This window comes from Pseudomonas zeae (assembly GCF_014268485.2).
Taxonomy (GTDB): Bacteria; Pseudomonadota; Gammaproteobacteria; order Pseudomonadales; family Pseudomonadaceae; genus Aquipseudomonas; species Aquipseudomonas neuropathica.
The window spans coordinates 2403224-2415502 of the sequence record NZ_CP077090.1 but is presented as its reverse complement, the minus strand read 5'-3'; the positions used below and the strand labels follow the sequence as shown (position 1 = coordinate 2415502).

At 59.2% G+C, this 12279-nt stretch carries 12 protein-coding genes; 9 read left to right on the top strand and 3 right to left on the bottom strand.

Going from position 1 to position 12279, the window contains the following annotated elements; all coding sequences use genetic code 11:
* Positions 1-10 precede the first annotated feature (10 nt).
* On the bottom strand, positions 11-1015 hold the full coding sequence (locus HU754_RS10705; protein ID WP_186623392.1) for a metallophosphoesterase family protein: 1005 nt from the start codon (positions 1013-1015) through the stop codon (positions 11-13).
* A gap of 270 nt (positions 1016-1285) precedes the next feature.
* On the opposite strand from HU754_RS10705, the gene HU754_RS10700 reads away from it, so the two are divergent.
* From HU754_RS10700 to hemN, 7 genes are all read left to right on the top strand, one after another.
* On the top strand, positions 1286-1603 hold the full coding sequence (locus HU754_RS10700; RefSeq protein ID WP_186623394.1) for a hypothetical protein: 318 nt from the start codon (positions 1286-1288) through the stop codon (positions 1601-1603).
* Positions 1603-3018, top strand: a complete 1416-nt coding sequence (gene ccoG, locus HU754_RS10695) for a cytochrome c oxidase accessory protein CcoG (RefSeq protein ID WP_186623399.1) — start codon at positions 1603-1605, stop codon at positions 3016-3018. The genes HU754_RS10700 and ccoG overlap by 1 nt, the downstream gene beginning before the upstream one ends.
* An 11-nt stretch (positions 3019-3029) precedes the next feature.
* Complete coding sequence (locus tag HU754_RS10690) at positions 3030-3569, top strand: FixH family protein (RefSeq protein WP_093431857.1); 540 nt, start codon at positions 3030-3032, stop codon at positions 3567-3569.
* 428 nt (positions 3570-3997) lie between these two features.
* The gene (locus tag HU754_RS10685) at positions 3998-6448 is read left to right on the top strand and encodes a heavy metal translocating P-type ATPase (protein WP_186623401.1); all 2451 of its coding nucleotides are present in this window, start codon (positions 3998-4000) and stop codon (positions 6446-6448) included.
* A gap of 24 nt (positions 6449-6472) precedes the next feature.
* Entirely contained in the window at positions 6473-6685 is a 213-nt protein-coding gene (gene ccoS / locus HU754_RS10680) for a cbb3-type cytochrome oxidase assembly protein CcoS (protein ID WP_093431851.1), read from the top strand.
* Positions 6678-7361 carry a sulfite exporter TauE/SafE family protein gene (locus HU754_RS10675; protein ID WP_116255246.1) on the top strand — a complete coding sequence of 228 codons (684 nt, stop codon included), beginning with the start codon at positions 6678-6680 and terminating at the stop codon, positions 7359-7361. The genes ccoS and HU754_RS10675 overlap by 8 nt, the downstream gene beginning before the upstream one ends.
* A gap of 200 nt (positions 7362-7561) precedes the next feature.
* On the top strand, positions 7562-8944 hold the full coding sequence (gene hemN / locus HU754_RS10670) for an oxygen-independent coproporphyrinogen III oxidase (RefSeq protein ID WP_186623403.1): 1383 nt from the start codon (positions 7562-7564) through the stop codon (positions 8942-8944).
* Here the strand turns inward: hemN and HU754_RS10665 are convergent.
* Positions 8941-9423, bottom strand: a complete 483-nt coding sequence (locus HU754_RS10665) for a hypothetical protein (RefSeq protein WP_186623405.1) — start codon at positions 9421-9423, stop codon at positions 8941-8943. The genes hemN and HU754_RS10665 overlap by 4 nt on opposite strands.
* Positions 9424-9577: 154 nt before the next feature.
* Between HU754_RS10665 and fnr the strand changes: the two genes are divergently transcribed.
* Together fnr and HU754_RS10655 are read left to right on the top strand one after the other, a co-directional pair.
* Positions 9578-10312 (top strand): fumarate/nitrate reduction transcriptional regulator Fnr, encoded by a 735-nt coding sequence (fnr, locus tag HU754_RS10660; RefSeq protein ID WP_007918332.1) that lies wholly within the window; start codon positions 9578-9580, stop codon positions 10310-10312.
* A 78-nt stretch (positions 10313-10390) separates the two neighbouring features.
* Complete coding sequence (locus HU754_RS10655; protein ID WP_034152844.1) at positions 10391-10939, top strand: adenine phosphoribosyltransferase; 549 nt, start codon at positions 10391-10393, stop codon at positions 10937-10939.
* Positions 10940-11049: 110 nt separating this feature from the next.
* Here HU754_RS10655 and HU754_RS10650 read toward each other — a convergent pair whose 3' ends face one another.
* Positions 11050-12198, bottom strand: a complete 1149-nt coding sequence (locus HU754_RS10650; protein WP_186623411.1) for an acyl-CoA dehydrogenase family protein — start codon at positions 12196-12198, stop codon at positions 11050-11052.
* Between the last annotated feature and the right edge of the window lie 81 nt (positions 12199-12279).

Genomic DNA, 12279 nt, shown 5'->3' with positions numbered 1-12279 from the left:
GGGGCTTTTTTTATGGGCGTTTGGCAAAGATTGAATGCACCGGCGTCGTATCGATCAGCGTTCGATTGCGCCACTGATTGCTCTTCACCAGATAGACCTGCAACTGCTTGCGGTCCTCGGTGAAACTGGCAATCAGATAGGTTTGCTGAGACGTACTGCCGCTCAGGTAGATGGGTACGCTACCCTCCCAATAGGCATCACCTCCATCCTTATGCAAATGGCCGGCAAAGATCGCCGTCACTTGATATTTATTGACCATATCGGTGAAGCGTTTCTGTTGCGCCTGGGTCCCCTGGTGGCGCAACGGTTTATGCATATTGATGATGATGGCGTACCCCGAGGCTCGCGCCAGTCTGAGGTCCGTCTCGAGCCAGTCGAGCGCATCGTTGATTTCAAATGTCGTCGGGTTCAATGGATGAGCAATCCGGGTGGTATACGTCGGTTCGTTATTGAGTTGAACCATATGAACTTCGCCGATGTTTTTTGAATAGGCGAGACTGCCAGAGTACTTTTTACTGAGAAACCCACTGGTGATTTTCAGATCAAAGCTGTCGACTTTACCCTCATGGTGCTCTTTGAACTCGACGATACTTCCCGCTGCACAGCTATTACTAAAACAATCATCAACATTGTTTTCATAATCGTGATTACCCAAACCGTACAAATACTCACCTTTGAAGTGTTTGGTCAGTAAATCCTTCATGAACGAACGCTGCCAGCCATGACCAAAAGCGGTTATATCGCCATTGATCATCAAAGGCACCTGGGCTTGAGAGCCGTGCTGATTTCTGAACTCGGCAATACTCCCAAGCTGAGTATCAACCAGCCATTTCGAACGAACATCGAATTCGGCGTCGGATTCGGCTTCGCGATCATCGGTCTTGTCGGTCCAGGGATATTGAGTATCCGAGGCAAAAACCATGTGTCTCGGTGTTCCGGTTATAGCCTGCGCCGATACACCCGTCGCCCACAAACACACACCCAGCACAACGCTTGCAAACTTGTTAAAAGCCATACATTAAATTCCGTTTAAATTAATCAATCAGGCGCAAACTTTTCGCGCAAACAGAACTTATTCGAAAAAACAGAAAACTTCAAAGCACTCATAAATAACAATCAATTGGATATATTTCAGAGACACTAGCCGCACAAGTTTAATAACCTGCAGAGCACTGAAAATAAACATGACAAGTTCCATTCAACCTGGCGTGGCCCACGCAAAACCACATTCAAAGTTTTCTTTCAGGACAGACACGCGTCGAGTTGTGCAAAGGAAACCCTGAACGTGACGCCATTCGTGCGTGCGTCCAATCTGACCAGACTTTTTTATGAAACTCGCGATGACCGCAGCGGTGGACTGTTCTCCCATGGAAACAATGAATTAGCCCTCAAGCCAAAACCGTCCATACTCAACAAGTCAATTGACCTGCATCATGCTTTGCTGCATTCGCTACACCATTCAGGTTTTTTACCCAACGCGACCAAAGGTCGCACCCTTGAGCCAGAGCGACCGGCGTATCATTGCGCCACTGCAACACCCCTTTCTGACCTGGGTTGGCACGTATCGACCGAGGCATTTTTCCACTGCCGTGGGATGCAATGATGAGCAACCAGATTCCGGTACACGACGTCACACCACCGAGCAAAAACGCGAACAACAGCGTTGACCTTTACGCCTCTCGAGAAAAAATCTACACCCGCGCGTTCACCGGCCTGTTCCGCAATCTGCGGATGATGGGCGGCGCGGCATTGTTCCTGCTGTATTTCGGTACGGTGTGGCTGAACTGGGGCGGTCATCAGGCCGTGTGGTGGAACCTGCCGGAGCGCAAGTTCTTCATCTTCGGCGCCACTTTCTGGCCACAGGATTTCATTCTGCTCTCGGGCCTGTTGATCATTGCCGCGTTCGGCCTGTTCTTCATTACCGTGTACGCCGGCCGGGTCTGGTGCGGCTACACCTGTCCGCAAAGTGTGTGGACGTGGATTTTCATGTGGTGCGAGAAGGTCACCGAAGGCGACCGCAATCAGCGCATCAAGCTCGACAAGGCGCCGATGAGCGCCAACAAATTCGCGCGCAAATTCGCCAAACACGCGCTGTGGCTGTTGATCGGTTTTGTCACCGGCATGACCTTCGTTGGCTACTTCTCGCCGATCCGTGAACTGGTCTTCGAATTCTTCACCGGCCAGGCCGATGGCTGGTCGTATTTCTGGGTCGGCTTCTTCACCCTCGCCACTTACGGCAACGCCGGTTGGCTGCGCGAGCAGGTGTGCATTTACATGTGCCCGTACGCACGCTTCCAGAGCGTGATGTTCGACAAGGACACGCTGATTGTTTCCTACGACCCGCGTCGCGGTGAAAGCCGTGGCCCGCGCAAGAAAGGCGTGGACTACAAGGCTCAGGGGCTGGGCGATTGCATCGATTGCACCATGTGCGTTCAGGTGTGCCCGACCGGCATCGACATCCGCGACGGTCTGCAGATCGAGTGCATTGGCTGCGCGGCCTGCATCGACGCCTGCGACAGCATCATGGACAAGATGGATTACCCGCGCGGGCTGATCAGCTACACCACCGAACACAACCTGTCCGGGCAGAAAACCCATAAACTGCGGCCACGCCTGATCGGCTATGCCGTAGTGTTGCTGGCGATGATCAGCCTGTTGGTCACTGCATTCGTGATGCGCTCGCTGGTCGGCTTCGACGTTAGCAAGGACCGCGTGCTGTACCGCGAAAACGCCGAAGGCCGGATCGAAAACGTCTACAGCCTGAAGATCATGAACAAGGATCAGCGCGACCACACTTACGTGCTGGAAGCCGCGGGCCTGCCCGACCTGCGCCTGCAAGGCAAACGCGAGATCAAAGTTGCTGCCGGCGACATCGTCAGCATGCCGGTCGAGTTGTCGAGCGCACCGGAGCAACTGCCATCGAGCACCAACGAGGTGAAATTCCTCCTCAAGGATGCCGATGACGACAGCGTCCACGTTGAAGCCAAGAGCCGATTCATCGGCCCACAAATCCGTTGAGAGAACTGAACATGCCCGCAGCAAACGCCGCAAGTCCCTGGTACAAGCACCTTTGGCCATGGATCATCATCGGGATTCTGGCCTGTTCGGTGACCCTGACCCTGTCCATGGTGACCATTGCGGTGAACAACCCGGACAACCTGGTCAACGACAACTACTACGAGGCCGGCAAAGGCATCAACCGTTCGCTGGACCGTGAACTGTTGGCACAGACTCTGAAAATGCGCGCCGCTGTGCATCTGGATGACGTGACCGGTGAAGTTGATTTGCGCTTGAGCGGTGACAGTCAGCCAAAGACCCTGGAGCTGAACCTGATTTCACCGACGCAGCCGGAGAAGGATCGCAAGATTGTCCTGACCCGCAGCGAGACTGAAACCGGGCGTTACATCGGTCAATTGGGTGACAAAGTTGAAGGTCGCCGGTTTGTCGAGTTGCTGGGCAGTCAGGATGATCACGTCTGGCGGATGTTCGAGGAAGAATTGGTTAACCATGACAAGGATCTGCTGCTGGGTGATGAACCGCTGCAAGGTGCCGAAGACTTGAAGAAGTAAACAACTTCAAAAGCCCCCTCACCCTAGCCCTCTCCCCCTGGAGAGGGAACTGATCTCTAGCGTTTGCACGTTTTGTGTATGACAGTAAAGATCCAGTCGACGGAACCAGTTTTTCCGGCTCACACCGATCAGCTCCTTCTCCCTCCGGGAGAGGGAACTGATCTCGAGCGTTTGCACGTTTTGTGTATGACAGTAAAGATCCAGTCGACTGAACCAGTTTTTCCGGCTCACACCGATCGGCTCCTTCTCCCTCCGGGAGAGGGAACTGATCTCGAGCGTTTGCACGTTTTGTGTATGACAGTAAAGATCCAGTCGACTGAACCAGTTTTTCCGGCTCACACCGATCGGCTCCCTCTCCCTCCGGGAGAGGGCTGGGGTGAGGGCAAGCGGACAACCCCAATGCAAGGGCTTAACCCCTCAACGATGCCATGACCACCCCACTCCCCTGCTATCACTGCGCCCTGCCGGTCCCGTCCAGCAGCCGCTTCACTGCCGTCGTACTCGGGCAATCCCGCGAATTCTGCTGCCCGGGCTGTCAGGCCGTGGCCGAAGCCATCGTCGCCGGCGGTCTGGAAAGCTATTACCAACACCGCAGCGAAGCCTCGGCCAACCCCGAAGCATTGCCGGTGCAATTGGTCGATGAACTGGCGCTGTACGACCGCGCCGATGTGCAGCAACCCTTCGTCCGCCATGAAGGCGAACTAGCCGAAACCACCCTGTTGATGGAAGGCATCAGTTGTGCCGCCTGCGGCTGGCTGATCGAAAAACACCTGCGCACTCTGCCCGCCGTGGCCGAAGCGCGGCTGAACCTGTCCAACCATCGCCTGCATGTGCGCTGGGCCGACGCGCAATTGCCGCTGAGCCAAGTGCTCGCCGAACTGCGCCACATCGGTTACGCCGCCCACCCGTATCAGGCCGATCGCGCCAGCGAGCAACTGGCCAGCGAAAACCGCCTGGCCCTGCGCCAACTCGGTGTCGCCGGTCTGCTGTGGTTCCAGGCGATGATGGCGACCATGGCCACCTGGCCGGAATTCAACATCGACCTCAGCCCCGAGTTGCACACGATCCTGCGCTGGGTCGCGCTGTTCCTGACCACACCGATCGTGTTCTACAGTTGCGCGCCGTTCTTCAAAGGCGCGATGCGCGATCTGCGCACACGCCACCTGACCATGGATGTCTCGGTGTCGCTGGCGATCGGCAGTGCCTACATTGCCGGGATCTGGACCTCGATCACCGGGGTCGGCGAGTTGTATTTCGACGCGGTGGGGATGTTTGCACTGTTCCTGCTTGCCGGCCGCTATCTCGAACGCCGTGCCCGCGAACGCACCGCTGCCGCCACCGCGCAATTGGTCAATCTGTTGCCTGCCTCTTGCCTGCGCCTTGATGCCGCCGGCCAGAGCGAACGCATCCTGCTCAGCGAACTGCGCCTCGGCGAGCGGATTCTGGTGCAGGCCGGCTCGATTCTGCCGGCGGACGGCAGGATCATCGACGGCCAATCGAGCATCGACGAATCGCTGCTCACCGGCGAATACCTGCCGCAACCGCGTACCCTCGGCGACACGGTCACTGCCGGCACGCTCAATGTCGAAGGCGCGTTGACCGTGGAAGTTCAGGCGCTGGGCCAAGACACGCGCCTGTCGGCCATCGTCCGTCTGCTCGACCGCGCCCAGGCGGAAAAACCGCGACTGGCGGAAATCGCCGACCGCGCCGCGCAATGGTTTTTGCTGTTATCACTGATTGCCGCCGCGGCCATCGGCCTGCTCTGGTGGGAGCTGGATTCATCGCGCGCATTCTGGATTGTCCTCGCCATGCTCGTTGCGACCTGCCCGTGCGCGCTGTCGCTGGCCACACCGACCGCGCTCACCGCAGCCACCGGGACATTGCACAAACTCGGTTTGCTGCTGACCCGAGGTCACGTACTGGAAGGCTTGAATCAAATCGACACGGTGATCTTCGACAAGACCGGCACCCTCACCGAAGGCCGACTGGTGCTGCGCTCGATTCGCCCGCTCGGCGCGCGCGACAGCGATGAATGCCTGAGCCTTGCCGCCGCACTGGAAAACCGTTCGGAACATCCGATTGCCCGCGCCTTCGGCCGTGCGCCGCTGGCCGCTGAAGAAGTCCACAGCACGCCGGGGCTTGGCCTCGAAGGCTTGGTGGGCGGACAGCGTTTGCGCATCGGCCAGGCAGAATTTGTCTGCGCCCTCAGCGGTGCAAACGTGCCCGCCATGCCGAACGAGGCCGGCCAATGGTTGCTGCTCGGCGACACTCAAGGGCCGCTGGCGTGGTTCGTTCTCGACGACCGCTTGCGTGATGACGCCCCCGCGCTGCTCGCCGCGTGCAAGGCACGTGGCTGGCGTACGCTGTTGTTATCCGGCGACAGCTCGCCGATGGTCGCCAGTGTGGCGGCGGAACTCGGCATCGACGAGGCTCGCGGTGGTCTGCGCCCGGACGACAAGCTGCAAGTCCTGCAACAGTTGCACAAGGAAGGTCGCAAAGTGCTGATGCTCGGCGACGGCGTCAATGACGTGCCGGTACTCGCCGCGGCCGACATCAGCGTGGCCATGGGTTCGGCCACCGATCTGGCGAAAACCAGTGCCGATGCGGTGTTGTTGTCCAACCGCCTCGACGCCTTGGTCCAAGCCTTCACGCTGGCGCGGCGGACCCGTCGGGTCATCATCGAGAACCTGCTGTGGGCGGCGCTGTACAATGGCCTCATGTTGCCGTTCGCCGCCCTCGGCTGGATCACTCCGGTGTGGGCCGCCGTCGGCATGTCGATCAGTTCGTTGACCGTGGTGCTCAATGCCCTGCGCCTGACTCGCCTGCCGAGTCCGCCGCCCGCCAGCACCCGATCGCACACCCGCCCGCTGCCGGCCTGAGCCGCGCGGGCACCTGGAGTACAGATGCCAGCTCTCTACGTGATGATCCCGGCCGCCCTGCTGATCGTGGCCATCGCCGTTTACATCTTTTTCTGGGCGGTGGACAGCGGTCAGTACGACGACCTCGACGGCCCGGCGCACAGCATCCTGTTCGATGATCAGGATCCGAACCACACCGCCGCCGTGGACGAAGCCAACCCCGACAAACCGGACGACAAGGCCCCACCTCATGCTTGAACTGGCGCCCTTGCTGATATCGGCATTGATCCTCGGCCTGCTCGGTGGCGGTCATTGCCTGGGCATGTGCGGCGGTTTGATGGGCGCGCTGACCCTGGCGATTCCCAAGGAACAGCGCAGCCGACGTTTCCGCTTGTTGCTGGCGTATAACCTGGGCCGAATCCTCAGTTATGCCACGGCGGGCTTGCTGATCGGGCTGGCGGGATGGGCGGTGGCGAACAGTCCAGCCGCATTGTTCATGCGTGTGCTGGCCGGGTTGTTGCTGATCGCCATGGGTTTGTATCTGGCCGGATGGTGGAGTGGGCTGACGCGCATTGAAAGTTTGGGGCGCGGGCTGTGGCGTTACATTCAACCGGTGGCCAACCGCTTGCTGCCGGTGTCGAGTGTGCCGCGCGCGTTACTACTTGGCGCGTTGTGGGGCTGGCTGCCGTGCGGACTGGTTTACAGCACATTGCTGTGGTCGGCGAGTCAGGGCAATGCGCTGGACAGTGCGTTGTTGATGCTCGCGTTCGGCCTCGGCACCTGGCCGGTTTTGCTGGCGACGGGGCTTGCGGCGGAACGCGTGACTGCCATTTTGCGCAAACGCAGCGTGCGCATGGCGGGTGGACTGCTGGTGATCCTGTTCGGGATCTGGACATTACCCGGCCCACATCAGCATTGGCTCATGGGCCATTAGATCGGCGGCGCGGCCTTCGCGAGCAGGCTCGCTCCCACAGGGGATTTGTGTTGCACCACCGATCCAATGTGGCAGCGAGCCTGCTCGCGAAGAGGCCCGCACTAACACCACACTTCTCCCCGTTGATGCAAATCAAAAGCCCCATCGCCGCCGCCCTATAGACTCGCCCACACTGCCAGCCTATCCGGGGGAATGCCCGCATGCTCGACGCCATTCGTTGGGACTCTGATCTGATCCGCCGCTACGACTTGGCGGGGCCGCGCTACACCTCGTATCCGACGGCCGTGCAATTTCACAGTCAGGTCGGCACCTTCGACCTGTTTCATGCCCTGCGCGACAGCCGCAAGGCCCTGCGCCCGTTGTCTCTCTACGTGCATGTGCCGTTCTGCGCGAACATTTGCTACTACTGCGCCTGCAACAAGGTCATCACCAAGGATCGTGGTCGCGCCCTGCCCTACCTGCAGCGGCTGGAGCAGGAAATCCAGTTGATCGCCTGCCACCTCGACCCGGCCCAGAAAGTCGAGCAACTGCACTTTGGCGGCGGCACGCCGACCTTTCTCAGCCACGACGAACTGCGCCAGTTGATGGCGCACCTGCGTAAACACTTCAATCTGCTCGACGACGACTCCGGCGATTACGGCATCGAGATCGACCCGCGTGAAGCCGACTGGTCGACCATGGGCCTGCTGCGCGAACTGGGTTTCAACCGGGTCAGCATCGGCCTGCAAGACCTTGATCCAGCGGTGCAGCGCGCGGTCAATCGCCTGCAAAGTCTGGAAGAAACCCGCGCGGTGATCGATGCTGCGCGTACTCTGCAATTTCGCTCGATCAATATCGATTTGATCTACGGCTTGCCCAAACAGACCCCGGAAAATTTCGCCCGCACCGTTGAAGAAGTCATCAGCCTGCAACCGGACCGGCTCTCGGTGTTCAACTATGCGCACCTGCCCGAGCGTTTCATGCCGCAGCGACGGATCAACGGCAATGAGTTACCGGCGCCCGCGCAGAAGCTGGAAATGCTTGAGCGCACCATTGAGCAGCTCAGCGCCGCCGGCTATCGCTACATCGGCATGGATCACTTCGCCCTGCCCGATGACGAGTTGGCGATTGCTCAGGAAGAAGAAACCCTGCAACGCAACTTCCAGGGTTACACCACTCACGGCCATTGCGACCTGATCGGATTGGGCGTTTCGGCTATCAGCCAGATCGGCGACCTGTATTGCCAGAACAGCAGCGATCTCAACGAGTACCAGAACACCCTCGCCGCCGCACAACTGGCGACCAGCCGGGGCCTGGTGTGTAACGCCGATGATCGCTTGCGCCGAGCGGTGATTCAGCAACTGATCTGCAATTTCAGCCTGGAATTCGCCGCGATCGAGCAGCAGTTCAACATCGATTTTCAGGGCTATTTCGGCGCGCTGTGGCCGCAGTTGCAGGGTATGGCCAGTGATGGCCTGATCGTGCTGGATCGCGAGCGGATCAACGTGTTGCCGGCGGGTCGTCTGCTGGTGCGCTCGGTGTGCATGGTGTTCGATGCCTACCTGGAACAGCAGAACCGTCAGCGCTTCTCGCGGGTGATCTAGTTTTTCGTCAGCAACGAACCGACGCTCAGGTTCTGATCCGCGGTCAACCCGGACTGGCCGACCACTTTGGATAAAGCCAGATTGGCCGTGATCAGGCCGGTATTCAACGCGGCGATAGCGCCTCGCAGCGCGGCAGCCTTGATGATCTTTTCTTCGTTGGAAAGGCGCTTGTCGGCCATGACCGCTTCGATGAGTGCCTTTTTCTCGGCAATCTGTTTTTGCAGTTTGCGGATCATCTTCAGCAATTGCTGGATGTTCTCGGGCAGGCCACTGTTCTCGATGTCGCTGTTCTCGCCACCAATACTGGCGGCCTTTTCGATCGATGCGCCGGACAGCGACACTTTGACGCCCTCGACCAAGGTCGGGGTTGCCTCTTCGGGCGAACCTGGATCGCGTGCATTGCCGGACGCAACTTTAAACGCTTCCGGCGTTGCCGCAACGTCGCTGCTAGCGGGGCCCAGCGTACCAATCGCGGCCATCGAATCGTTCCTTGTATGCACTTTGATACCTGTTTATCGGCTGCTGGCCCTGTGGCTTTATGGCTGTAGGGCAAAGTCGCCCCAGACTGGCCTGAATGTCCTCCCGTGAGTTACCCTTACGGCTTATGTGTGTTTTCCCACAAGGATCCAAGAAATGTCCGAGCCAGTTAAACTGCGCGCTCACAACCAGGCCCATTGCAAGGATTGCAGCCTGGCCCCTCTCTGCCTGCCACTTTCTCTGAATCTGGAAGACATGGATGCGCTGGACGAAATCGTTAAACGCGGCCGCCCGCTGAAAAAGGGCGAGTTCCTGTTCCGCCAGGGCGACACGTTCGATTCCGTTTATGCAGTACGCTCCGGCGCCCTGAAGACCTTCAGCCTCAGCGACAGCGGCGAAGAGCAGTTGACGGGTTTCCACCTGCCGAGCGAACTGGTCGGCCTGTCCGGCATGGACACCGAGAAACACCCGGTCTCCGCCCAAGCACTGGAAACCACTTCGGTCTGCGAAATCCCTTTTGAACGTCTCGACGAACTGGCCCTGCAACTGCCGCAGCTACGCCGCCAGTTGATGCGCGTCATGAGCCGGGAAATCCGCGACGACCAGCAAATGATGTTGCTGCTGTCGAAAAAAACCGCCGACGAGCGCATCGCTACCTTCCTGGTCAACCTCTCGGCCCGCTTCCGCGCTCGCGGATTTTCGGCCAACCAGTTCCGTCTGAGCATGTCGCGCAATGAAATCGGCAACTACCTCGGTCTGGCGGTGGAAACCGTGTCCCGGGTTTTCACCCGTTTTCAGCAGAACGAACTGATCGCCGCCGAGGGCAAAGAGATTCACATCCTCGACCCGATCCAGCTCTGCGCGCTGGCCGGTGGCTCGATCGAAGGCTGATCTCGATCCGCGGTTGAGCGAAGCGTTTCAGCCGCGGGTATACTGCGCCGTTTGCAGCCCTGCCAGGACACCTCGACGATGGTCTTCGACTCCTTCGACATCAAATCGCTTATCCGCCCTGTGATCGACTTCCCGAAACCGGGCGTGATCTTTCGCGACATCACCCCGCTGTTTCAGTCGCCGACGGCTCTGCGCCTGGTGATGGACAGTTTCGCCCACCGCTACGTCGAAGCTGATTTCACCCACATCGGCGCGATGGATGCCCGTGGCTTCCTGATCGGCTCGGTGTTGGCCTATCAGTTGAACAAGCCGCTGGTGCTGTTCCGCAAGCAAGGCAAACTGCCGGCGGACGTACTGGCCGAAGGTTACGCAACCGAGTACGGCGAAGCGTTCCTGGAAGTGCACGCCGACAGCCTGTGTGAAGGCGATTCGGTGGTGATGTTCGATGATTTGATTGCCACGGGCGGGACGTTGATCGCCGCCGCGAACCTGATTCGCCGCATGGGCGCACGGGTGCATGAGGCGGCGGCGATTATTGATTTGCCGGAGCTGGGTGGTTCGCAGCGGCTTGAGGACATGGGCATTCCTAGCTTCTGCCTGACGCAGTTTGCCCTGACTGATAAATAAGTAGCGCCCTCCCGGACGCTTTCGCGAGCAAGCTCGCTCCCACAAGGGAACGCATTCCAACTGTGGGAGCGAGCTTGCTCGCGAAGGGTCCGGCAGTCTGACGCCGAAACCTATAGCCCCATCTGCTTGCTAATGATCTCGTTCATCACTTCCCGCGTCCCGCCGCCAATCGACAGAATGCGGTTATCCCGATACAGCCGCTCCACCAGACTTTCGCGCATATAACCCAGCCCACCAAGAATCTGCACTGCCTCGGTGGTGATCCGGTCCGAGGTGTCCGTGGCAAAGTTCTTCGCCATGGAAATTTCCTTGATCACACTCTGCCCCGCCGCCATCTTCGCCGCTTGCCGGTAAGTAAATTCGCGTGAGACTTCCAGCGCAGTCGCCATTTCGGCGAGGCGATGCTTGATCACCTGAAATTTGCCGATCGGCTTGCCAAACGCTTCGCGCTCGCGCGCCCACTTCAGGCTTTGCTCCAGTGCAAGCTGTGAGGTCATGTTGGCCATCAGCGCCAACGCCAGACGTTCGCTCTGGAAGTTGCCCATGATGCAGGCGAAGCCCATGTTCTCGGCGCCGATCAGGTTTTCTGCAGGCACGCGGCAATCGTCGAAGAACAACTCAGCCGTGTCCGACGCCCACCAACCCATTTTTTTCAACTGACGGCCAACGGTGAAGCCCGGCGTACCCTTCTCGATCAGCAGCAGACTGATGCCGCCAAACCCCGGCGCACCGGTGCGTACCGCGACGGTGTAGAAATCGGCGCGCACGCCACTGGTGATAAAGGTTTTACTGCCGCTGACGCGATAGACATCGCCGTCACGCACGGCGCGGGTTTGCAGGTTGGCGACGTCGGAGCCGCCGCCGGGTTCGGTGACGGCCAGGGCACTGATCTTTTCGCCGCTGAGCACTTGCGGCACAACGTGATCACGCACCTCGGGACGGGCCCATTTGACGATCGGTGGCAGGCCGATATCCAGCGATCCCAGCCCCGCTACCAGGCCGCCAGAGCCGCAGCGCATCAACTCTTCACTCGCGGCGACCTTGGCGAACAGATCGCCTGCATGGCTGCCTCCCAGCGCTTCCGGATAACCCATGCCGAGGATGCCTGCCGCGCCAGCCTTCAGGTACAGCTCACGGGGAAAGCTTTCGGCTTCTTCCCACTGATCGATGTCCGGCAGGATCTCGCGTTCGACGAAACGTCTGACGCTGTCGCGGACCAATTGGTGGCTGGGGTCGAAGTATTCCTGAAAGGCAGGCATGGGCGAGCTCCACGGAAGGGTTCGCCGAACTTAACCGAGCGCTTGCTTGGTTTTCAACTCAATTGTGTGAATCAGCCAAAC